This window comes from Micromonospora sp. NPDC057141 (assembly GCF_042670805.1).
Taxonomy (GTDB): Bacteria; Actinomycetota; Actinomycetes; order Mycobacteriales; family Micromonosporaceae; genus Micromonospora.
In genome coordinates this window covers 1-21,063 of sequence record NZ_JBHUVA010000097.1, presented here as the reverse complement: position 1 = coordinate 21,063, position 21,063 = coordinate 1, and the positions used below count along the sequence as shown (strand labels likewise).

The 21,063-nt window shown below is 75.3% G+C and carries 22 protein-coding genes, 1 tRNA gene and 1 pseudogene; 19 read left to right on the top strand and 5 right to left on the bottom strand.

All coding sequences use genetic code 11. The features are described 5' to 3' along the window. Positions 1-289: 289 nt before the first annotated feature. Positions 290-974 (bottom strand): annotated as a pseudogene (locus ACFT41_RS29155) (hypothetical protein). A 182-nt stretch (positions 975-1,156) separates the two neighbouring features. Between ACFT41_RS29155 and ACFT41_RS29150 the strand changes: the two are divergent. From ACFT41_RS29150 to ACFT41_RS29100, 11 genes are all read left to right on the top strand, one after another. After that, a complete protein-coding gene (locus tag ACFT41_RS29150; protein ID WP_377590435.1) occupies positions 1,157-2,296 on the top strand; it encodes a DUF3626 domain-containing protein in 1,140 nt (379 codons plus the stop codon). Positions 2,297-2,491: 195 nt separating this feature from the next. Beyond that, positions 2,492-3,196, top strand: coding sequence for a hypothetical protein (locus ACFT41_RS29145; RefSeq protein ID WP_377590437.1), 705 nt, complete (start codon positions 2,492-2,494; stop codon positions 3,194-3,196). Between the two features lie 209 nt (positions 3,197-3,405). Further along, the gene (fdh, locus tag ACFT41_RS29140) at positions 3,406-6,738 is read left to right on the top strand and encodes a formate dehydrogenase (RefSeq protein WP_377589144.1); all 3,333 of its coding nucleotides are present in this window, start codon (positions 3,406-3,408) and stop codon (positions 6,736-6,738) included. Next, the gene (locus ACFT41_RS29135) at positions 6,731-7,684 is read left to right on the top strand and encodes a 4Fe-4S dicluster domain-containing protein (protein WP_377589143.1); all 954 of its coding nucleotides are present in this window, start codon (positions 6,731-6,733) and stop codon (positions 7,682-7,684) included. The genes fdh and ACFT41_RS29135 overlap by 8 nt, the downstream gene beginning before the upstream one ends. Further along, positions 7,681-8,682, top strand: a complete 1,002-nt coding sequence (gene nrfD / locus ACFT41_RS29130) for an NrfD/PsrC family molybdoenzyme membrane anchor subunit (protein WP_377589142.1) — start codon at positions 7,681-7,683, stop codon at positions 8,680-8,682. The genes ACFT41_RS29135 and nrfD overlap by 4 nt, the downstream gene beginning before the upstream one ends. 46 nt (positions 8,683-8,728) lie before the next feature. Then, positions 8,729-8,824, top strand: a tRNA-Sec gene (locus ACFT41_RS29125). 22 nt (positions 8,825-8,846) lie between these two features. Continuing rightward, positions 8,847-10,145 (top strand): L-seryl-tRNA(Sec) selenium transferase, encoded by a 1,299-nt coding sequence (gene selA, locus ACFT41_RS29120; RefSeq protein WP_377589141.1) that lies wholly within the window; start codon positions 8,847-8,849, stop codon positions 10,143-10,145. Between the two features lie 20 nt (positions 10,146-10,165). Next, complete coding sequence (gene selB / locus ACFT41_RS29115; RefSeq protein ID WP_377589139.1) at positions 10,166-11,929, top strand: selenocysteine-specific translation elongation factor; 1,764 nt, start codon at positions 10,166-10,168, stop codon at positions 11,927-11,929. A gap of 93 nt (positions 11,930-12,022) precedes the next feature. Then, the gene (locus ACFT41_RS29110; RefSeq protein ID WP_377589138.1) at positions 12,023-12,688 is read left to right on the top strand and encodes a hypothetical protein; all 666 of its coding nucleotides are present in this window, start codon (positions 12,023-12,025) and stop codon (positions 12,686-12,688) included. Positions 12,689-12,741: 53 nt separating this feature from the next. Continuing rightward, on the top strand, positions 12,742-12,939 hold the full coding sequence (locus tag ACFT41_RS29105) for a hypothetical protein (RefSeq protein WP_007071112.1): 198 nt from the start codon (positions 12,742-12,744) through the stop codon (positions 12,937-12,939). Between the two features lie 75 nt (positions 12,940-13,014). Further along, complete coding sequence (locus ACFT41_RS29100; protein ID WP_377589136.1) at positions 13,015-13,200, top strand: hypothetical protein; 186 nt, start codon at positions 13,015-13,017, stop codon at positions 13,198-13,200. A 29-nt stretch (positions 13,201-13,229) separates the two neighbouring features. Here the strand turns inward: ACFT41_RS29100 and ACFT41_RS29095 are convergent, their stop codons facing one another. The 4 genes from ACFT41_RS29095 to ACFT41_RS29080 form a co-directional block, all read right to left on the bottom strand. Beyond that, positions 13,230-13,880, bottom strand: coding sequence for a hypothetical protein (locus tag ACFT41_RS29095; RefSeq protein ID WP_377589135.1), 651 nt, complete (start codon positions 13,878-13,880; stop codon positions 13,230-13,232). Between the two features lie 166 nt (positions 13,881-14,046). After that, positions 14,047-14,523 carry a hypothetical protein gene (locus ACFT41_RS29090; RefSeq protein ID WP_377589134.1) on the bottom strand — a complete coding sequence of 159 codons (477 nt, stop codon included), beginning with the start codon at positions 14,521-14,523 and terminating at the stop codon, positions 14,047-14,049. Continuing rightward, positions 14,520-14,729 carry a phosphatidylethanolamine-binding protein gene (locus ACFT41_RS29085; protein ID WP_377589133.1) on the bottom strand — a complete coding sequence of 70 codons (210 nt, stop codon included), beginning with the start codon at positions 14,727-14,729 and terminating at the stop codon, positions 14,520-14,522. Before ACFT41_RS29085 ends, ACFT41_RS29090 begins: the two co-directional genes overlap by 4 nt. Positions 14,730-14,813: 84 nt before the next feature. Continuing rightward, on the bottom strand, positions 14,814-15,695 hold the full coding sequence (locus ACFT41_RS29080) for a universal stress protein (RefSeq protein ID WP_377589132.1): 882 nt from the start codon (positions 15,693-15,695) through the stop codon (positions 14,814-14,816). 81 nt (positions 15,696-15,776) lie between these two features. Here ACFT41_RS29080 and ACFT41_RS29075 point away from each other — a divergent pair, with 81 nt between their 5' ends. From ACFT41_RS29075 to ACFT41_RS29040, 8 genes are all read left to right on the top strand, one after another. Beyond that, a complete protein-coding gene (locus ACFT41_RS29075; RefSeq protein ID WP_377589131.1) occupies positions 15,777-15,995 on the top strand; it encodes a MarR family transcriptional regulator in 219 nt (72 codons plus the stop codon). A gap of 238 nt (positions 15,996-16,233) precedes the next feature. Further along, positions 16,234-16,884, top strand: a complete 651-nt coding sequence (locus tag ACFT41_RS29070; RefSeq protein WP_377589130.1) for a CDP-alcohol phosphatidyltransferase family protein — start codon at positions 16,234-16,236, stop codon at positions 16,882-16,884. Continuing rightward, the gene (locus ACFT41_RS29065) at positions 16,881-17,846 is read left to right on the top strand and encodes a DUF881 domain-containing protein (RefSeq protein WP_377589129.1); all 966 of its coding nucleotides are present in this window, start codon (positions 16,881-16,883) and stop codon (positions 17,844-17,846) included. The genes ACFT41_RS29070 and ACFT41_RS29065 overlap by 4 nt, the downstream gene beginning before the upstream one ends. Beyond that, positions 17,843-18,175 carry a small basic family protein gene (locus tag ACFT41_RS29060; RefSeq protein ID WP_007071104.1) on the top strand — a complete coding sequence of 111 codons (333 nt, stop codon included), beginning with the start codon at positions 17,843-17,845 and terminating at the stop codon, positions 18,173-18,175. Before ACFT41_RS29065 ends, ACFT41_RS29060 begins: the two co-directional genes overlap by 4 nt. An 11-nt stretch (positions 18,176-18,186) precedes the next feature. Beyond that, positions 18,187-19,146, top strand: coding sequence for a DUF881 domain-containing protein (locus tag ACFT41_RS29055; protein WP_377589128.1), 960 nt, complete (start codon positions 18,187-18,189; stop codon positions 19,144-19,146). A gap of 66 nt (positions 19,147-19,212) precedes the next feature. Next, positions 19,213-19,593, top strand: coding sequence for a glycine cleavage system protein GcvH (gene gcvH, locus ACFT41_RS29050; protein ID WP_377589127.1), 381 nt, complete (start codon positions 19,213-19,215; stop codon positions 19,591-19,593). A 211-nt stretch (positions 19,594-19,804) separates the two neighbouring features. Beyond that, on the top strand, positions 19,805-20,257 hold the full coding sequence (locus ACFT41_RS29045; RefSeq protein WP_007071101.1) for an FHA domain-containing protein: 453 nt from the start codon (positions 19,805-19,807) through the stop codon (positions 20,255-20,257). A gap of 50 nt (positions 20,258-20,307) precedes the next feature. After that, the gene (locus ACFT41_RS29040; RefSeq protein ID WP_377589145.1) at positions 20,308-21,015 is read left to right on the top strand and encodes a MerR family transcriptional regulator; all 708 of its coding nucleotides are present in this window, start codon (positions 20,308-20,310) and stop codon (positions 21,013-21,015) included. The last annotated feature ends 48 nt before the right edge of the window (positions 21,016-21,063 follow it).

Here is a 21,063-nt window from a genome sequence, read left to right as displayed (position 1 = left end):
GGCGGGCGGGGCCCCCCCCCCGCCCCCCCGGCGCACTGTCAGCCCGCCTCGGCCAGGGCCGCCGCGCACCAGCTCCAGCAGCCGCGTCAGGCCCGGCCGGGCAGCCGACCAGCCGCACGCCGCGCGGGCCCGCCCGCACCAGCGTCGCGGGCCGCCCGCACGTCGAGGCGCAGGCCCGCCGCCCGGCCGTCGAGGGGGAGTCCGCCGGAAGCGGCCCTCGGCGAGGTAGCTGTCGCCGGAGGGCACGATGCGCAGCTGACCGGCGAGCGGCGTCGTGGCGCTGCCGCCGTCAGTCGGCGCGGTCGAGGACGTTCGCGCGGGCCGCCGCGTACTGTTCGCGGATCGCCGGCGCGGCGTCCGCCTCGTGCGTCTCGATCTGCCCGATCGTCCACGATGGCGGCCGTTGCCCGCCCGACAACACCCACGCCGCCTGGCGGGCGGCGCCGTCGGCGACGTACTCCCCTGACGGGGGCACGAGCACGGGGCGCAGGATCACGTCGCCCGGCTCGGCACCGACACCCAGCGCCGCCGCGGCGCAGTCGCCGGCGCCGGGGCCCAGCGGCGCGCCGGTGCGCAGGTGCCCGGCCCGACGGGTCGGCCCGAGCACCTGCGGCAACAGCACGTCGTCGCGGCCGAACGCCAGCCGGAGCAGGTCCAGGCGGTAGTCACCGGTCGAGGCCGACCAGTATCCGGTCCCGCTGGCCTCGCTGCGGTCGGTGCGCAGGGCGTCGAGCCCCGGCGCGCCGGCACACCATGCCCTGCTGCTGCCCGGCGATCGAGGCGGCCGCCACGTCGTCCAGTCCGCCGGCCTGCGCGACCGCGTCGGACAGCGCGGCCTCCCACGCGGCCGGCGGCACGGCGGTGCCGGCCGGGTGCGGCGCGCGTCCCTCGCGTACCAGCGTCCCGCTCTCGGCGTCGCGGACGACGACCTTGCACGACTGGGTCGACGAGTCGACCCCGGCTACGAGTGGCACGGGTCCTCCGGGGGTGTCGGGGCAGGTGATGGGCTTGGTCGGTCGGTGGTGGTGGGGGGGGGCACGGTGCGAACCGGGGTGAGCCGGACGAACCCGTCGCCCCAGGGGTGGATCGCGCCGTGGGCGGTCGACGCCGCAGCGGGACTGCGGGACCGCGTGCCGGCCCGGCACAATCGGCGGCTGTGCGCCACAGACCACGGTCGGCTCGCCCCGCCGCTGCCGTCGACCGCCCGCCGCTGACCCCGGCGCAGGCCGCCGCGCTGGCCCACGTGCGGCGCTCGGCGCTGTGGCACCGCCCGACCGCCCTCGCCGTGATCGCCCGGCACCTGGCCGGGGCCGGCGTCGACTATCAGCCGGAGGAGCTGATCGCGGCGGTCGGCGTGTACGGCCGGCTCACCGTCAACTTCCACCCCGACCGGCTGCTCGCCGACGGGCGGACGGTGGCCGACGCGCTGGCGGCGCAGGGCGTCTACCGCAGCCAGTTCGCCACGGGCATCTCCAACGGCGGGCTCACCGCGTTTCCCGGCGGCGACCGGGACCGCTGGGAGGAGGCGATGTTCGGCGGCGCGTACCAGGGCGCGGGCGTGCTCCCGGGCGACCGCCCGAAGTACGGCGGGCTCAACCTGCTCGACCACCCCGACGGCGCGTGTCCCCGGTTCGGCTCCTGCCACCTGCGGTTGCGGCCACAGGTGCTGGGCCGCGCCACGTTCTGCTTCGGCGACAGCCACCTGGAGCCGCCCCACCTCGGCACGGTCGACGTGCCCGAGTCGGTGCTGGCCGAACTGCTCGACGCCACCGCCGGCACGGGAGTCAGCCTCGGCGTGGCGGGGATGGACACGGCGGCCCTGGTCCGGGTCCTGCTGCGGCGCCGCGAGCGGGACGCCTGGCGCGCCGGCCCGGCCGCCCGCGCCCTGGACGACTACGTCGAGGCGCAGATCCACGGTGCGGTCGTCCTCGGGCGTGACGTCGAGGCGTTCGTGCTCGACCCGTCGTTCGCGGGCACCGGGGTGGGCCGGGTGTTGACCGACCTGGCGGCCCGCCACGGGGTCGCGCTGCACTGGCACGCGGGCTTCGAGCTGCCGGTCGACGGGATCGACGCCGATTTTCGCGGGCCCGACATCCCGCCGCTGACCGCCCGGATCCACGCCGAGTTTGCCTGCCCCGGCGCGCCGGTCGACGCCGCGCTGATCGGCCGGGCCGCCGCCTCGGCGCTCACCGAGCCCGACCGGTGGGCCGACCGCGGCCCGCTGGCGGCCACGCTCCAGGATCTCAAGATGCTCTGGCACGTGCTCGTCCGGTTCGGCGCCCCGCGCGCCCGGTGAGCGGTGTCATCCGCGTCGTCCGGTTTCGTGGGTGACCGGGACCGCAGCTGCGCCGCCGCCGACCATTTCCGGAATGACGGACAGGTGAAGGTGGTTGTGTCCCCCGTACCGTCCGCCGGTAAACCCCACCGGCCGGGCGGATCCCGAGGGGCGCTCACCCCGGAGCGCGTCGTGACGACCGAAAGGGCAACCATCGTGAAGGCTCACTTCACTCGATGGCTCCCGGCCATCGCGAAGACCACGAACCGCAGGACCGTCCTGACCGTCAGCGGCGTCGCCGTCCTCGGCGGCCTGGCGTTCGGCCCCACGGCCGTCGCCGCCCCCGTCACCACCGGCCCGCACACGGGCGCCGTCGCCGCCATCGACCTGGCCACCGGCAAGACCCGGGAGGGGGCCACCGCCGAGTCCGCGCTGACCACCGGCGAGGACACCGGCAAGTCGACCTCCTCGGCGGGCCAGCCGAGCCGCGACGAGCTGATCCCGCACGGCGTCGAGGGCGCGCAGTCGCGCATCCCGCTCGACGACGCGCAGGTCGCCAACGCCCAGGCGATCGTCGAGGCCGCCAAGGAGACGGGCGTCGGCGAACGCGGCGCGGTGATCGGCGTCGCCACCTCGCTGCAGGAGTCGAAGCTGTACAACCTCGGCCACCTGGGCGCGTACAACGACCACGACTCGCAGGGCCTGTTCCAGCAGCGCCCGTCGTCCGGTTGGGGCTCGCCCGATGAGATCACCGACCCGGAGTACGCGTCGAAGGCGTTCTTCGGGGCGCTGAAGAACGTCGGCGGCTGGCGGGAACTGCCGCTGACCGCCGCGGCACAGACGGTGCAGGTGTCGGCGTACCCGTACGCGTACGCCCAGTGGGAGGAGCAGGCCGCGGACATCGTCGCGCAGCTGTGGTGACGACACCCGGATGCCCCCATGTCGCCGGCATGGGGGCATCCGCCTCCCCGGCTACGGTGAGCCCCGCCGGCCGGCGGGGGGCGCCGGCCGGCGGGCCCGAGCCGCGTCGGACGGCGGCGGAAAAGATCCGCCCCGGGTCGCGGCGCGCCGGGCGCTGGCCTATGTTCAGAGAGTCAGTCTCCGCCGCCGGGAGAAGGGGGTGCCCGCCGATGGGCCTGCGGACGTTCCTCGCGGGCTGGCCCGTCTACCGGCAGCTCACCGGCACCGACCCGCTCGGCCGGGGCGCGGCGGCCCGGTCGGCCCGCTCGGCGGCGCTGACCGCCCGCACCGAGACCGCCGACAGCGTGGCCCGCTCGGTCTGCCCCTACTGCGCGGTCGGCTGCGGCCAGCGGGTCTTCGTCACCGACGGCCGGGTCACCCAGATCGAGGGCGACCCCGACAGCCCGATCTCCCGGGGCCGGCTGTGCCCGAAGGGCTCGGCCAGCAAGAGCCTGGTCACCAGCCCGCTGCGCCAGACCACGGTGCGCTACCGCCGGCCGTACGCCACCGAGTGGGAGGACCTGGACCTCGACACCGCCGTCGACATGATCGCCGACCGGATCCTCGCCGCCCGCGAGGCCACCTGGGAGGACGTCGACGACGTCGGTCGGCCGCTCAACCGCACGCTGGGCATCTCCAGCCTGGGCGGGGCGACGCTGGACAACGAGGAGAACTACCTCATCAAGAAGCTGTTCACGGCGATGGGGGCGCTCCAGATCGAGAACCAGGCCCGCATTTGACACTCCGCCACCGTCCCCGGTCTGGGGACCAGCTTCGGTCGCGGCGGCGCGACGGACTTCCAACAGGACCTGGTCAACGCTGACGTGATCGTCATCCAGGGTTCCAACATGGCCGAGGCCCACCCCGTGGGCTTCCAGTGGGTGATGGAGGCCAAGCGGCGCGGCGCGAAGGTCTTCCACGTCGACCCCCGGTTCACCCGCACCAGCGCGGTCGCCGACACGTACCTGCCGATCCGGGCGGGCACCGACATCGCGCTGCTCGGCGGCGTCGTGCGCCACATCCTGGACAACGAGCTGGACTTCCGGGAGTACGTGCTGGCATACACGAACGCGGCGACGATCGTCAGCGAGCAGTTCGCCGACACGGAGGACCTCGACGGTCTGTTCTCCGGCTACCGCCCGGACACCGGCTCGTACGACACGTCGAGTTGGCAGTACGCCGGGCACGAGGACCACGCCGAGATCACCGGCACCGGCAAGGAACGTGACAGCGCGGCCGGGCTGCGCCACGAGTCGCACGGCATGCCGGTGCCCGGGCAGGCCGCGCGTGACGAGACGCTGCAACACCCGCGCTGCGTCTACCAGATCCTGCGGCGGCACTTCGCCCGCTACACCCCGGAGATGGTGGAGCGGGTCTGCGGCATCCCGCAGGAGAAGTTCCTGGAGCTGGCGCAGGCCTGGGCGAGCAACTCGGGCCGGGAACGCACCGGCGCGCTGGTCTATTCGGTGGGCTGGACGCAGCACAGCGTCGGCGTGCAGTACATCCGCACCGGCGCGATCATCCAGACCCTGCTGGGCAACATGGGCCGGCCCGGCGGCGGCATCCTGGCGCTGCGCGGGCACGCCAGCATCCAGGGCTCCACCGACATCCCCACGCTGTACAACCTGCTCCCCGGCTACCTGCCGATGCCGCACCACGCCGACCACGAGACGTTCGACGACTGGGTCGACAGCATCCGCCACCCCGGCCAGAAGGGCTTCTGGGCCAACTCCCGCGCGTACGCGGCGAGCCTGCTCAAGGCGTACTGGGGGGACGCGGCGACGCCGGACAACGACTTCTGCTACGGCCACCTGCCCCGGATGACCGGCGACCACGGCACGTACCGGCAGGTCCTCAACATGATCGACGGGAAGGTCAAGGGCTACTTCCTGCTCGGCCAGAACCCGGCGGTCGGCTCCGCGCACGGCCGCGCCCAGCGCCTCGGGATGGCCAACCTCGACTGGCTGGTCGTGCGCGACCTGTTCCTCATCGAGAGCGCCACGTTCTGGAAGAACAGCCCCGAGGTGGCCACCGGGGAGATCGTGCCCGAGCAGTGCCGCACCGAGGTGTTCTTCCTGCCGGCGGCCTCCCACGTGGAGAAGGAGGGCACGTTCACCCAGACCCAGCGGCTGCTGCAGTGGCGGGAGAAGGCCGTCGACCCGCCGGGCGACGCCCGCTCCGAGCTGTGGTTCTTCTACCACCTCGGCCGCCGGCTGCGGGAGAAGCTGGCCGCGTCGCCGCACCCGCGCGACCGGGCGCTACTCGACCTGACCTGGGACTACCCGACGCACGGCCCGCACGCGGAGCCCAGCGCCGAGGCGGTGCTGCGCGAGATCAACGGGTACGAGGTGGCCACCGGCCGCCCGCTGTCGGCGTTCACGCAGGCCCGCGACGACGGCTCCACCGCCATCGGCTGCTGGATCTACACCGGCGTCTACGCCGACGGCGTCAACCAGGCCGCCCGCCGCCGCTCCCGCCACGAGCAGGACTGGGTGGCCGCACAGTGGGGCTGGGCGTGGCCGGCGAACCGGCGCACCCTCTACAACCGCGCCTCCGCCGACCCGCAGGGCCGCCCGTGGAGCGAACGCAAGAAGTACGTGTGGTGGGACCCGGACGCCGGGGAGTGGACCGGCTACGACGTGCCGGACTTCGAGCGGACGAAACCGCCGACGTACCGGCCCCCGCAGGGCGCCTCGGGGGTGGCGGCCATCGCCGGCGACGACCCGTTCGTCATGCAGGGCGACGGCAAGGCGTGGCTGTACGCGCCCAGCGGCGTGCTCGACGGCCCGCTGCCGGCGCACTACGAGCCGGCCGAGTCCCCGATGCGCAACCCCCTGTACGGCCAGCAGGCCAACCCGACCCGCAAGGTCTACGAGCACCCGGTCAACTCGGTCAACCCGAGCCCGCCCGAGGCGCACAGCGGCGTCTTCCCGTACGTGTTCACGGTCAGCCGGCTCACCGAGCACCACACGGCTGGCGGGATGAGCCGCACCGTGCGTCCGCTGGCCGAGTTGCAGCCGGAGATGTTCGTGGAGGTGTCCCCGGAGCTGGCCGCCGAGGTGGGCCTGACGCACCTGGGCTGGGCGCACCTGGTCAGCGGCCGGGCGGTGATCGAGGCGAAGGTGCTGGTCACCGACCGGCTCACCCCGCTGCGCGTCGACGGCCGGATCATCCACCAGCTGTGGCTGCCGTACCATTTCGGCACCGAGGGCCTGGTCACCGGCGACTCGGCCAACGACCTGTTCGGCATCACCCTGGACCCGAACGTGCTGATCCAGGAGAGCAAGGTCGGCACCTGCGACGTGCGGCCCGGCCGGCGTCCCACCGGGCCGGCCCTGCTCGACCTGGTCGCCGACTACCGGCGGCGGGCCGGGATGACCCCGCAGCGCCGCGTCCCGATCGTCACCACCGAGGCGGTGGGCGGCGGCGACGCGGCCGGCAGCACCGACGAACGCTCGCCGCAGGCGGCCGCGGACGAGAGGAGCGGGGGCGGGGATGCCTGACGTGAACAGCCCGCACGGGCCGCTGGACCCGGCGCCGGACGCCGGCTGGACCGACGCGCGGCCCCGGATGGGATTCTTCACCGACACCAGCGTCTGCATCGGCTGCAAGGCGTGCGAGGTGGCCTGCAAGGAGTGGAACGACGTGCCGGGCTCCGGGCTGGACCTGCTCGGCATGTCGTACGACAACACCGGCGCGCTGACCGCGAACTCGTGGCGGCACGTGGCGTTCGTCGAGCAGCCCCGTCCCGCCGCCGCCCCGCCGGCGGCCGTCGCCGACGTGGCGGGCCACGGCGCCTCGGCGGCGGGCACCGGCCCGCAGTTCCTCGGGATGCCCGGCGCGCAGCCGCCCGGCCGGGGCACCGGCCCGCAGCAGCGCACCGACTTCCGCTGGCTGATGATGTCCGACGTGTGTAAGCACTGCACCCACGCCGCCTGCCTCGACGTGTGCCCCACCGGGGCGCTGTTCCGCACCGAGTTCGGCACGGTCGTGGTGCAGGAGGACATCTGCAACGGCTGCGGCTACTGCATCCCCGCCTGCCCGTACGGGGTGATCGACCAGCGCAGGAGCGACGGCCGGGCGTGGAAGTGCACCCTGTGCTACGACCGGCTCGGCGCGGGCCTGACCCCCGCCTGCGCGCAGGCCTGCCCCACCGAGTCCATCCAGTACGGCCCCCTCGACGAGCTGCGGGAGCGGGCCGCCGAACGGGTGGCCACCCTGCACGGGCGCGGCGTGCCGGAGGCCCAGTTGTACGGCCACGACCCGACCGACGGCGTCGGCGGCGACGGCGCGTTCTTCCTGCTGCTCGACGCCCCGGAGGTGTACGGGCTGCCGCCCGACCCGGTGGTCACCACCCGGGACCTGCCCCGAATGTGGAAACGGGCCGGGCTGGCCGCCCTGGCCATGGCGGCGGCGGCCGTCGCCGCATTCGTCGGAGGTTCCTCGTGAGCGCCCACCCCCGGCCGGTCGGCGACCGGTTCCGCCGCTGGCGCGGCGGGGAACAGCTGAACGTCCCGCCGGCCGAATTCACCTCCTACTACGGCCGGCCGATCCTCAAACCGCCCGTGTGGAAGTGGGACATCGCGGCGTACCTGTTCACCGGCGGGTTGGCCGCCGGTTCGTCGCTGCTGGCCGCCGGGGGGCAGCTCACCGGGCGGCCGGCGCTGCGCCGCGCCGGCCGGGTCACCTCCCTGGCGGCGGTCACCGCCAGCGCGTACTTCCTCGTCAACGACCTGGGCCGGCCGGCCCGTTTCCACCACATGCTGCGGGTGGCGAAGCCGACCTCCCCGATGTCCGTGGGCACGTGGATCCTCACCGTGTTCGGCCCCGCCGCCGGGGTCGCCGCCGTCGCCGAGGCCGCGCCGTGGCTGCCCGAACGGGGCGTGCTCGGCGTGGGGCGGCGGCTGCTGCCCGGCGCCGGGCGGGCCGCCGGCCTGGTCGCCGCCGCCACCGCGCCGGCCCTGGCCACGTACACGGGGGTGCTGCTCGCCGACACGGCCGTGCCGTCGTGGCACGAGGCGTACCCACAGCTGCCGGCCATCTTCGCGGGCAGCGCCCTGGCCAGCGGCGCCGGCGTGGGCCTGCTCGCCGCGCCCTGCGCCCAGGCCGGCCCGGCCCGGCGGATGGCGGTGGCCGGCGCGGCCCTGGAGCTGTGGGGCGCGCACCGGGTGGAGACCCGCCTGGGCCTGCTCAGCGAGCCCTACCGCACCGGCGTCGCCGGCCGGTTGTTGCGCGCCGGCCGGGCGCTGACCGCCGCCGGCGTGGTCGGCGCGCTGGTCGGCCGCCGCAGCCGGCTGCTGTCCGGCCTGTCCGGCGCGGCGCTGCTCGCCGCGTCGGTCGCCACCCGGTTCGGCGTCTTCCACGGCGGCGTCGCCTCCGCCCGCGACCCGAAGTACACGGTGGTGCCGCAGCGCGAGCGCGTCGCCCGCCGCACCGCCGGGGGCTGAGGCCCTACCCGCACGCCGGGCGGGGCGCTGTGGTCAAATGGCCGGTGGAGGCGTTCAGGCGGCTGGTGCCCCTCCCGGTCTTCAAAACCGGTGTGGTCCGGGACCCGGGCCAGGCGGGTTCGATTCCCGTCCGTCTCCGCCAGGCAACCCGTGGGAAGGACGCGATGCGCGACGCCGATCCCCGACGGCGGGTCCCGCGCACCGACGTCCTGCTGGCCGACCCTCGGCTGGCCGCCGCCGCCGACCGGCTGGGCCGCGACCGGGTCAAGGCCGCGATCGTCGCCGCGCAGGCCCGCGCCCGCGCCGGCGAGATCACCCCCGATCGGGTACGCGACGACGCCCTCGCCGCCCTGCCCGCCGCCGTTCCAGCGGCGGTGCTCAACGCCACCGGCGTCGTCCTGCACACCAACCTGGGCCGGGCCCCGCTGTCCGCCGCCGCCGTGGCCGCCGTGGTCGCCGCCGCCGGGCACACCGACGTGGAACTGGACCTGGCCACCGGCCGGCGGGCCCGGCGCGGCCGCGACGCCCTCGCCGCGCTCGCCGCCGCCGTGCCCGATGCGGCCGGAGTGCACGTGGTCAACAACGGCGCCGCAGCCCTCGTCCTGGCCGCCACCGCCCTCGCGGCCGGCCGGGAGATCGTGGTCAGCCGGGGCGAGCTGGTGGAGATCGGCGACGGGTTCCGCCTGCCGGACCTGCTGGCCAGCACCGGCGCGCGGCTGCGGGAGGTGGGCACCACCAACCGCACCACCCTCGCCGACTACGCCGACGCGGTCGGCCCCGACACCGGGTTCGTGTTGAAGGTGCACCCGTCGAACTTCGTGGTCACCGGCTTCACCAGCGCCGTCGGCGTCGACCGGCTGGCCACCCTGGGGGTGCCCGTCGTCGCCGACATCGGCTCCGGGCTGCTCGCCGCCGACCCGCTGCTGCCGGACGAGCCGGACGCGGCCAGCACGTTGCGCGCCGGCGCGCACCTGGTCACCGCCAGCGGCGACAAGCTCCTCGGCGGCCCGCAGGCCGGGCTGCTGCTCGGCGACGCCGACCTGGTCGACGGGCTGCGCCGCCACCCCCTGGCCCGTGCCCTGCGGGTCGACAAGCTGACCCTCGCCGCGCTGGCGGCCACCCTGCACGGCCCCGGCACCCCCACCCGGGCCGCGCTGCACGCCGACCCGGCCGCCCTGCGGCAGCGCACCGAACGCCTGCGCGACCGGCTGGCCGCCGACGGCTGCAAGGCCGAGGTGGTGCCCGCCGCCGCCGTGGTCGGCGGGGGCGGCGCGCCCGGCGTCGAGCTGGACTCGTGGGCCCTCGCCCTGCCCGAACGGTACGCTCGGCCGCTGCGCGTCGGCGACCCGCCCGTGCTCGGCCGGGTCGCCCGGGGCCGGCTGCTGCTGGACCTGCGCTGCGTCTGCGTCGACGCCGACGACGCGCTGCGCGCCGCCGTGCTGGCCGTGCCGGCCGTGGACTGACGTGCGAGGGGCGGACTGACGTGCGGGTGGTGGCCACCGCCGGGCACGTCGACCACGGCAAGTCCACCCTGGTGCGGGCGCTGACCGGGATGGAACCGGACCGGTGGGCCGAGGAGCGCCGCCGGGGCATGACCATCGACCTCGGCTACGCCTGGACCACGCTGCCCTCCGGCGCCACGATCGCGTTCGTCGACGTGCCCGGCCACGAGCGGTTCGTGCCGAACATGCTCGCCGGTGTCGGCCCCGCCTCCGCCGCGCTGCTCGTCGTCGCCGCCGACGAGGGCTGGATGCCCCAGTCCGCCGAGCACCTGGCCGCGCTGCACGCGCTCGGCGTGGCGTACGGGCTGCTGGTGGTGACCCGCGCGGACCTGGCCGATCCCGGCCCGGCGCTGGCCGAGGCCCGCGCGCAGATCGCCGCCACCTGCCTCGGTGACGTGGAGGCCGTCGCGGTCAGCGCCGTCACCGGGGCGGGCCTGCCGCAGTTGCGGGCGGCCCTGGACCGCCTGGCGGCCCGGCTGCCCGACCCGCCGGCCGACGCGCCGGTGCGGCTGTGGGTGGACCGGTCGTTCACGATCACCGGCAGCGGCACCGTGGTCACCGGCACCCTCGGCGGCGGCCGGCTGACCGTCGGCGACCACCTGGAGCTCGCCGGCACCGGCGAGTCGGTGCGGGTGCGCGGCCTGCACCGCCTCGGCGTCGCCCGCGACCGGGTCGACGCGGTGGCCCGGGTCGCGGTGAACCTGCGCAACGTGCCGCGCGACCGGCTGGGCCGGGGCGAGGCCCTGCTGACCCCCGGCCGGTTCGGACGCACCGACCTGCTCGACGTGCGCGTCACCGGGGATCCGGCGGCCGACCTGCCGGCAACCCTCACCCTGCACGTCGGCTCCGCCGCCGTGCCCGCCCGGGTGCGCCCGCTCGGCGCCGACACCGTCCGGCTGCGGCTGGCCCGGCCGCTGCCGCTTCTCGTCGGCGACCGGGCGCTGCTGCGTGACCCCGGCCGGCACCTGATCGCCGGCGGGGTGACCGTGCTGGACGTGGCCCCGCCGCCGCTGGCCCGGCGCGGGGCCGCCGCCGCCCGCGCCCGGGTCCTCGCCGACCTCGACGGCCGTCCGGACCTGGCGGGGGAGCTGCGCCGCCGCAACCTGGCCCGGGTCGGGGAGCTGACCCGGATGGGGGTGCCCGTCACCGCCACCCCGGTCGCCGGGGACTGGCTGGCCGACCCCGAGCACTGGCGGTCCCTCGCCGCCCGGCTGACCGCCGAGACCACCCGGTACGCCGCCGCGCACCCCCTGGAGCCGGGCATTCCGGTCGACGTGCTGCGCCGCCGCCTCGACCTGCCCGACCGGGCCCTCGTCGAGGCCCTCGTGCGCCCGCCGCTGCGGCTGGTCGCCGGGCGGGTCACCGCGTCGGACGGCGACGCGCTGCCCGAGCCGGTGGCCCGCGCGGTGGCCCGCGTCCGCGCCGACTACGGCGACCGCCCGTTCCGGGCCCCGGAGGCGCACCGCCTCGCCGAGTGGGGGCTCGGGCCCCGGGAGCTCGGGGCGGCGGTACGGGCCGGGGCGCTGCTGCGGCTGGCCGACACGGTGGTGCTGCTGCCCGGGGCCGTGGACGCCGCCGCCCGGGTCCTCGCCGGGCTACCGCAGCCGTTCACCCTCAGCGCCGCCCGGGAGGCCCTCGACACCACCCGCCGGGTCGCCGTGCCGCTGCTGGAGCTGCTGGACCGCCGCGGCGTCACCCGCCGCCTGCCCGACGACACCCGCCGCGTCGTCTCCCCGCCCGCCTGACCGCCCACGCTCGGTGAGGTTCTTGTTGCGCGGCACTGCGATCGTGGCGTGATGACCGATTCGTCTCCGGCTGCGTCCGGCAGGTGGAGACGGGTGTTCCTCCTGACGATGGCGCTGTGCTGGTTGGCCTGGGCGGTGCTGGCCTGGTGGGCTGCGCCCCGCGCGTCCGACGTCGGGCAACTGGAAGGTGACCTCGCCGCCGGGCGGGTGGTCACCTTCCACCGCGGCGACGGCTGGCAGCGCCGGGGGGCCTTCTGGGGTGCGACGCCGAACCCCGGGCTCGGCTGGCAGGGCCCGATGGTGGCCTGGAGTCTGCCCGACGGTCGGATCCGCTACGCCGACGTGGGGGTGCCGCCGGTCGGCCCGGAGTCGACGCCCGGCGGCGAGGACGACCGGCTGGCCCGGCTCGCGCGGCCCTGGCAGAGCGCCGGGGCGCCCGCGCACCGGATCACCGCCGCCGCCGTGGTGCTGGGCTGGCTGGCGATGCTCGTCGTCGGCCCCGACCCGGTCGCCGGCACCCGCTGGTTCTGGTTCTGGCTGGGCTCGCTGCCGTTCGGGGTGGGCGTGCTCGCCTGGCTGTACCGGGAACGGTGGCGGCCGCCCGCGCGGCAGCCGTACCGGCAAGGGATGGCGCTGCCCGTCGCGGACCGCCGGTCGGGGTGGGCCGGCCTGGGCTGGACCCTGCTGGCCGGCCTGGGGCTGTCCCTCGCGGTGGCCGCCCTGCGCGGGCTGCTCGGCGGCGCGCTGATCCCCGGCTGACCGGGGGCGGGTTTCGGGCCCCTCCGGGCGACAGGTCGCCTAGCGTGGCGGTCATGGACCCCTCGGCGGTCTGGCGGGACAAGAGCCACCGATGGCGGATCGAGGCGTATCGGGCACCGGACCTGCGCTTCGCCGTCTTCGCCACGAACGGCCCCACCGAGTCGGCCCCGCTGTGGCTGTTCGGGATGGCCGCCCTGGCCCGCTGGCTGATGACCCACGCCATCTCCCTCGACGACTTGGAAACCGACTGACCGACACCCCCTCGGGTGGGTGAAAAGACTTGTTTGTCCATCTCGGTGGCGGTGGGGCTCCGTACCGTGCGGGGGGTGAAGGACCGGGGAATGCGCACGGTCGTGGCGGTGCTCGCCGGCCTCGCGGTCATCTACTTCGGCGGCAAGGGCCGCAGCGCCGACGAGGGTAGCGGCGTGTCCGGCGGCGTGGTGATACTCGCGGTGCTGGCCGCCGCGCTCGCCTGGCACCTGACCAAGCCGAGCGACACCGCGGCCAAGTAGGCCCCCGCCGTGCCCTCGGCGGCGGTCTCTCAGCGGGCGGCGGCGCGGGCCACCTCCCGCGCGGAGTCCTCGTCGAGAGCCACCCGGACCAGCGCCGAGGCGAGCCGCCCGAACTCCGCCCCGTCGACCAGCCCCGCCAGCCCGCGCGGGTCGGCCGGCAGCCCCAGCAGCCCGGCGCCGGCCAGAGCCCGCCGGTCGGCGTACGGGCGCACGTCGGGCCAGACGGACTGCGCCTCGCGCAGGAAGATGTCCGCACCAGTCGGCCCGATGCCGGGGAACTCGGTGAGCAGCCGCCGCAGCGCGGCCGGCGTCCCGCCAGCCTCCCGGTGCAGCCGGCGCAGGTCGCCGTGCCAGCGGTCCAGGCACAGCCGCGCGCCGGTGCCGAGCATGGTGGCGGTCCGCTCGTCGTAGCGGCGATAGTGCCCCCTGCCCAGCGCGTCGACCCGCGCCTGCCAGCTGGCCGCCTCCATCGCCTGCGGGGTGCGGTAGCCGGAGGCGAACAGTTCCCGGGCCGCCGCCACCGCCACGCCCGCCCGGATCCGGGTGCTCAGCAGCGTGGCCAGCACCAGCAGCTGGTACAGCGGGCCTGGCCGGTCGGCGAGCCGGATGCCCGCCTCCTGCGCGTACGTGCGGCCCTGCTGCTCCAGCAGCACCCGTGCGGTCCTCCGATCGTCTGCCACGTCCCCTGGGATACCCACGGGGCCGCCGGCCACCCGTGCGGCGCGCGCGTGATGCGCGTGATTAGGAGAGGACCCTTGTACAACAGAAAGCGTTGACAGGGGGCCCTTCCTTGCACTTGGACGTGGGCATGGGGGTGCTGCGGGCGGGGTAAGCCGGGAGCGGCGGCTAGCCCCGCCGCGACGAGGGCGGCCGCAGCCGGTTCCAGGTGGCTGCGGCCGCCATCCCGTACGCCAGGTGCGGCACGACGTCCGACAGCCAGTCCGTGCGGCTCCACCGGCGCGGGTCGGTCACCCCCAGCGCCGTCATCGACGCGTCCGAGGCGGCCATCACGCCCCCGCCGAGCAGCAGCACCGCCACCGGCAGGGGAGCACGCCGCCGCCCGGCCAGCAGGGCGAACGCGGCGCCGGCGGCGATGCCCAGCCCGTACCCGAGCAGGGGCCCGAGGCCCGCGCGGCGGTTGGCCGCCCGGTCCTCGGGGCCCAGGTCCACGTGCGTCAGCACGGCCACGCGCCGGGCGCTCTCCTCGGGGGTGCTGCTCGCCGGTCGGGCGCGCAGCACCATGTCGACGTAGCTGACCATGTTGAGCGCGACGCTGCCGACCGCGCCGGCGACGGCACCGTCGACCAGTGGCGTCCGGCTCACTTCGGGTCGCCCGGTTCGCGCTCGCCCTTCGGGCCGTACGTCCGTTCGCCCCGCACGACGCCGCGTTGTCCCCGGTCGTCCTGCAGGATCCGGTTGGCGACCCGGTTGGCCTCGGAATCGGCTGCCCGTCCGGAGTTCTCGATCAGGTCGCGCAGCCGCGCCCGCTCCTTGTCGTACGCGTTGCTGCCCGGTCGCGGTCCTGGCATCGCCGCCTCCTGCGGTGGTGGGGCCGTTGGCGCACGTCGTCTACCCGCCTGCGCCGGGGCCAACCGTCCCCCGCCGGCCACCGGTCAGGCCGGGGCGCGCACCACGGCGACGGGGCAGTCGGCGCGGTGCAGCACTGCGTGGCTGACCGAGCCGAGGAGCAGCCCGGTGAACTCGCCGTGGCCGCGCCCGCCGACCACCACCAGCTGGGCGTCGCGCGCGGCGTCGGTGAGCGCCGCGACGGGCCGCCGGCGCACGACCACCGCCTCGACGGGCACCCGGGGCCAGCGTTCGCCGACCCCGGCGAGGGAGTCGGCCAGCACCCTCTCCTGCTCGCCGCGCAGGCGGTCCTCGTCGTACACGAGGGGCTGCATGTCGCCGGGCCCGGCGGAGGCGGGGTGCCGGTAGGCGTGCACCGCCCGCAGCGCGACGCCGCGTGCCGCCGCGGCCTCGGCGGCGAACTCCACGGCCGCCCGCGACAGCGCGGAGCCGTCCACCCCGACCACGACCGGCCCGCCCGCGCGCGCCGCGCCGCGGGCCACGAGCACGGGACAGTCGGCGTACGCGGCGACCTGCACCGCCACGGAGCCGAGCACCAGCGCGGCGAACCCGCCCAGCCCCCGGTCGCCGACGACGATCAGCACGGCGGTGGGGGACTCGCCGACCAGCACGGCGGCCGCCTCCCCGTCGATGATCTCCCCGGTGACCCTGACGTCCGGCGCGGCCTTCTCGGCCTCGGCGACGGCGTCGGCCACGAGCTGTTCGGCCTGCTGGCGCAGTCCGGCGCCGGGCGGGCTGCCGGCCGCCGGGCCGAGCGGCACGCGCAGCAGCGGCCAGATGAAGCCGTGCACCATCCGCAGCGGCCGGTTCCTGCGGGCCGCCTCTGCGGCGGCGAGCCGCACGGCCCGCAGGGACGACTGCGAGCCGTCCACCCCGACCACCACCGCCGCGCCGTTGGCCGCGTTCACCGCCGTACCTCCTCCGCCGTGCGCCCGTGGCCAGTATCGCGGCTGGCCGGCCGCCGCCGAGGCGATACCGCCGAGGCACTCGTGCGCGTGCTCGACCCGGCGGGGTCCTGCCACCAGCTGACCGTCTCACCCACGCAGCTGCGGGTGCTGTCGCTGATCAGCGCCCGCCCGCGCACCAACGTCAACGGCCTGGCCGAGCTGCTCGACGTGGTGCCGTCGGCGGCGAGCCGGCTGTGCGACCGGCTGGAGGCGATCGGGCTGCTGCGCCGGGTGGCCGACCCACGGGGCGGCGCGACGTGAGCTGAGCCACAAAGGCGCGGCTGCCCCGGCGAGGCGAGCGCGGGCCGCCGGGAGCCGCAGGCGGGCCCGATATAGTGGCAGCGCAACTCACCGGCCCCTGGTCTCGCGATCGGGGGCCGCACCAGGGGAGGTCCCAGCCCGGGATCCGAGGGGCGCCGGCGGCGGCCGGCCCGGCAACGCGCACGTCTCTCCGCAGCGCCCGTCGACGGCGCCGGACCGTGCTGCGGAGGGAGGTTCGGTGTCGCGTCGGCCGGCGGGGGCCCTGCCCCCGGATGAGACCGGCGGCCCGGGCGCCGCGCCGACCGGGGACCGCGTCCTCACCCTGCCCAACCTGATCAGCTTCGTCCGGCTGCTCGGTGTGCCGCTCTTCCTTTATCTGCTGCTGGTCGCGCACGCCGACGTGGCCGCGGTGGTGGTCCTGGCGCTCGGCGGCACCACGGACTGGGTCGACGGCTGGGTCGCCCGCCGGCTGCGGCAGGTCAGCCGGCTGGGCGAGCTGCTGGACCCGCTGGCCGACCGGCTCTACATCCTGGCGACCCTACTGGCGTTCACCGCCCGCGAGGTGGTGCCGTGGCAGTTCACCGTGGCGCTGCTGGCCCGGGAGGCGCTGCTGCTGGGGTCGCTGGGGGTGCTGCGCCGGCACCGGTACGGGCCGCTGCCGGTGCACTACGTCGGCAAGACGGCGACGTTCCTGCTGCTGGCCGCCTTCCCGATCCTGTTGCTGGCGCACGTCACGTCGGCGGTCACGGCGACGGTGGCCGGGGCGATCGGCTGGGGGCTGGCCTGGTGGGGCCTGGTGCTCTACTGGGCGGCCGGCGCGCTCTACGTGGTACAGGCGGCGCGGCTGGTGCGGGCGGCGCGGTCCCCGGTGGCGGGGGCGGCGGCATGACGGGCCCGCAGCAGCGGCGACCCGACGCCGGGGAGGGCCGTGGTCCGGCGGCCCGGGTGTACGCGCCGGACTTCCTGACCGAGCTGTTCAGCAATCCGCTGGATCCGGGGTACGCGGACGCGGCGGCCCGGCGCCGGGAGACGCCGCCGTCGGGGTGGCGCAGCGGGTCGGCGCGGTCGGTCAGCCTGGTGGTGATCGTGGCGTTGGGTTTCCTGTTCGCGGTGGCCTACCGGCAGACACTGGCGGAGGAGCCGGGGCGCAGCAAGGCACGGGCGGGCCTGGTGGCGCAGATCAAGGAGCGCGAGGCGGAGACCGACGAGTTGGCGGTGCGGGCCGACCGGTTGCGGGAGGAGGTCGGCCGGCAGCGCGACGCGGCGCTGAGCGGCTCGCAGGCGTCGCGGTTGCGGCGGTTGGAGGCGGGCACCGGTCTGGGGCGGGTGCGTGGTGACGGTGTGGTGGTGCGGTTGGCGGACGCGCCGCCGAAGGACGACGGGGCGGGGACCGGCTCCGAGGGCGGGCCGCCGCGGGTGTTGTACACGGATCTGCAGAAGGTGGCCAACGATCTGTGGGCGGCGGGCGCGGAGGCGGTGGCGATCAACGGTCAGCGGTTGACGGCGACGTCGACGATCCGGTCGGCGGGCGCGGCGATCCTGGTGGACTTCCGGCCGGTGACGGGGCCGTACGAGGTGTCGGCGATCGGGCCGGGCGCGCTGCGGGAGCGGTTCGACGACAGCCGGGCGGCGTTCCTGATGCGGGAGCTGGTGGATTCGGTGGGGCTGTCGTTCCAGGTCCGCGAGGTGGACGACCTCACGCTGCCGGCGGCACCGGAGCCACGGCTACGCTACGCCGAGCCTTCGGTCAGTCCGGGTCCGTCCGTGTCGGGTTCGGGTGTCGAGGGTTCGTCCGGTCCTGAGCCGTCCGGCTCTGGTTCGTCTCCCAGTCCTTCCGGAGGTGGCCGATGATCGCGGTGCTGGCGTTGCTCGCCGGGGTGGTGCTCGGGGTGTACCTCGATCCCACGGTTCCCGCGGCGTTGCAGCCGTATCTGCCGATCGCGGTGGTGGCGGCGTTGGACGCGGTGTTCGGCGGGGTGCGGGCGAAGCTGGACCGGATCTTCGACGACAAGCAGTTCGTCGTGTCGTTCATCTCGAACGTGCTGGTGGCGGGTCTGATCGTGTATCTGGGTGACCAGTTGGGCGTGGGTGGGCAGTTGTCGACCGGCGTGGTGGTGGTGCTCGGGGTGCGGATCTTCGGCAACGTGGCGGCGATCCGTCGCCACCTGTTCCGGGCGTAGGTTCGTAGGCGATGAGCGAGGAGCAGACCGAGACGGGCACGGGGTGGCCGCAGCCGGCGGTTCCGGGGCGGGCCGGCGAGCCTGATCCGCGGCCGGGGGCGCCGGATTCCGACGAGATCTCGCCGTTGGTGCCCGACGATGAACCGTCGCGGCGGGAGTCGCCGCCGGCGCCGGACATCGCGGATGCCGGTGACGCGGCGACGGTGGATCTGTCGTCGGTGGCACCGTCGGCGGGCACGGCCCCGCCGCCGTCGGCGGGTACGGCCGTGGTGGCGCGACGGTTCACGTCGGCGGGTGCGATGATCGCGTTGTTGCTGGGTCTGCTGGGGTTCACCCTGGTGGTGCAGTTGCGCACGACGTCGACGGATCCGACGTCGGCGGCGACGCGGCAGGAGGACCTGGTGCGGATCTTCTCGGATCTGGATTCGCGGGACAAGCGGCTGCGGCAGGACATCGAGGCGTTGGAGGAGAGCCAGCGGCAGTTGCGTTCGGGGGAGCAGGGCCGGCAGGCGGCGCTGGAGGAGGCGACGCGGCGGGCCGACGAGCTGGGCATCCTGGCGGGGACGCTGCCGGCGCGGGGGCCGGGGCTGAGCGTGCGCTTCGAGGCCGGGGCGAAGCCGATCTCGGCGTACCGGGTGTTGGACGCGGTGCAGGAGCTGCGGGGTGCGGGCGCGGAGGCGATGCAGATCTCGGGTGGCGACGGCGCAGCGGTGCGGATCATCGCGTCGACGTACTTCCTGGACGGCTCCGGCGGTGATCTGGTGGTCGACGGGCGTCGGTTGTCGGGTCCGTTCACGATCACGGTGATCGGTGATCCGACGACGATGGCGACGGCGTTGAAGATTCCGGGCGGGGTGGCCGCGTCGGTCGCCGGTGACGGCGGTAACGTGATCGTCGAGGATCGTGAGGTGGCCGACGTGTCGGCGCTGCACGCGCCCGTGAAGTTGGAGCACGCCCGTCCGGTCTCCTGATCGGTACGGCCCGCGCCGGTCCGCCGGTGCACCCGATGGTCGGTACGACGACGAAGGACGCGTCTGGTGATTCCTGAGGATCTGCGGTATACCGCTGAGCATGAGTGGGTGGCGGGTGACGGTTCGGGCGCGGTCCGGGTCGGCATCACGCACTTCGCGCAGGACGCGCTGGGTGACATCGTCTACGTCCAGTTGCCCGAGGAGGGCGCGGAGGTGGCTGCGGGCGACTCGTTGGGTGAGATCGAGTCGACCAAGAGCGTGTCCGAGATCTACGCCCCGCTGAGCGGGGTCGTGGCGGCGCGGAACGAGGCGTTGGTGGACACTCCGGAGGTGATCAACTCTGATCCGTACGGTGCGGGTTGGTTGGTGGAGATCACGCCGGCTGATCCGGCGGCGGTGGACGGGCTGCTGACCGCCGGGGCGTATCGCGAGCTCACCGAGAGCTGAGTGCCCCTGGGGGCGTGTGGTGTTCGTGCCGCGCGTCCGGTTGCCCTGCATTTCGGCGCTGGCTAGGCTCGCCCAGTCGACCGAGAACCCATAAGTTGAGCGTTGCGGAATTGCCTTTCCGGGCACGGGGAGCCAGCCGCCGGGTGTACTGCCCGGCGGCCAGACCCGAATCACCCGACGCCGACGCGAAACAGATCCGTGAGGTGGTCCCATGACGCGGCCAGACGACGAGTTCCCCCCGCTCGACGTCACTTCGACGCTCAATCTCGGTTCGCTCGACGAAGTGCTGGAAGGGCCGGACACCGATGTGGTGCCGAGCCGGATGTCCGGTTCGTTGCCGCCGGGTATGGCGCTGCTGGTGGTTCGTCGGGGTCCGAACGCGGGCGCCCGGTTCCTGCTGGATCATGATGTGACGACGAGTGGCCGGCATCCGGACAGTGACATCTTCCTGGACGATGTGACCGTGTCGCGTCGGCACGCGGAGTTCCACCGCGACGGCGGGACGTTCACGGTGCGGGACGTGGGCAGCCTGAACGGCACGTACGTGAACCGGGAGCGGGTCGAGGCGGCCACGTTGAGCAATGGTGACGAGGTGCAGATCGGTAAGTTCCGGGTGGTGTTCATCGCCGGCCCGCGTCCGGAGGAGGAGGCCGGCCGGGGGTGAACGAGCCTGCGGCTTCGACGCCGCCCGGAGCGGCCCGCGCGCAACCGCTGATGAGCATCGGCGAGGTGCTGGGGCAGTTGCGGGTGGAGTTTCCCGACGTCACGATTTCGAAGTTGCGGTTCCTGGAGGCCGAGGGTCTCGTCGAGCCGCAGCGCACCGCTGCGGGTTACCGGAAGTACAGCTGGGACGACGTGGCGCGGTTGCGGTTCGTGCTGACCGCGCAGCGGGACCAGTACCTCCCGCTGCGGGTGATCCGTGAGCAGTTGGCGCAGTGGGACGTGTCGGCGGATGGGCCGGCGCCGTCGCGGCCGACGCTGGTGGCGGTGGGCCCGGGCGGTGAGGTGCCGGGTCGTTCCGCTGCGGCGGAGCAGCCGGTGGATTCGGCCCAGGTGCGGTTGGGCCGCTCTGATCTGGTCGCGCGCAGCGGGATCGACGAGTCGACGTTGGGCGAGTTGGAGCGGCTCGGGGTGTTGGTGTCCGATCCGCCGGGTTGGTACGACGGGGACGCGTTGATCATCGCGCGGGCGGTGGCGGGTCTGGCGGCGTACGGGCTGGAGCCTCGGCACCTGCGGGGTTACCGGACGGCGGCGGACCGGGAGGTGGGTTTGTTCGCGCAGTTGGTGGCGCCGTTGGTGCGGCAGAGTGATCCGGCGGCGCGGGCGCGGGCGGCGGAGACGGCGCGGGAGTTGGTGGCGTTGTCTCAGCAGTTGCACGCGGCGTTGGTGCGCGTGGGGTTGCGCTCGACGTTGGGTCGGTGATCGTGGTGGTGCCGAGGGGGGCGGGGGCCGGGGGGCGGGGCCCCACGG

Excerpts from the sequence above, each read along its gene's own strand:
- ACFT41_RS29085 (WP_377589133.1), bottom strand. The coding sequence starts at position 14,729 with ATGCCAGGACCGCGACCGGGCAGCAACGCGTACGACAAGGAGCGGGCG.
- ACFT41_RS29065 (WP_377589129.1), top strand. The coding sequence starts at position 16,881 with ATGACGGGCCCGCAGCAGCGGCGACCCGACGCCGGGGAGGGCCGTGGT.
- ACFT41_RS29105 (WP_007071112.1), top strand. The coding sequence starts at position 12,742 with ATGGACCCCTCGGCGGTCTGGCGGGACAAGAGCCACCGATGGCGGATC.
- ACFT41_RS29040 (WP_377589145.1), top strand. The coding sequence starts at position 20,308 with ATGAGCATCGGCGAGGTGCTGGGGCAGTTGCGGGTGGAGTTTCCCGAC.
- ACFT41_RS29060 (WP_007071104.1), top strand. The coding sequence starts at position 17,843 with ATGATCGCGGTGCTGGCGTTGCTCGCCGGGGTGGTGCTCGGGGTGTAC.
- ACFT41_RS29055 (WP_377589128.1), top strand. The coding sequence starts at position 18,187 with ATGAGCGAGGAGCAGACCGAGACGGGCACGGGGTGGCCGCAGCCGGCG.
- ACFT41_RS29135 (WP_377589143.1), top strand. The coding sequence starts at position 6,731 with ATGCCTGACGTGAACAGCCCGCACGGGCCGCTGGACCCGGCGCCGGAC.
- selA (WP_377589141.1), top strand. The coding sequence starts at position 8,847 with ATGCGCGACGCCGATCCCCGACGGCGGGTCCCGCGCACCGACGTCCTG.
- ACFT41_RS29045 (WP_007071101.1), top strand. The coding sequence starts at position 19,805 with ATGACGCGGCCAGACGACGAGTTCCCCCCGCTCGACGTCACTTCGACG.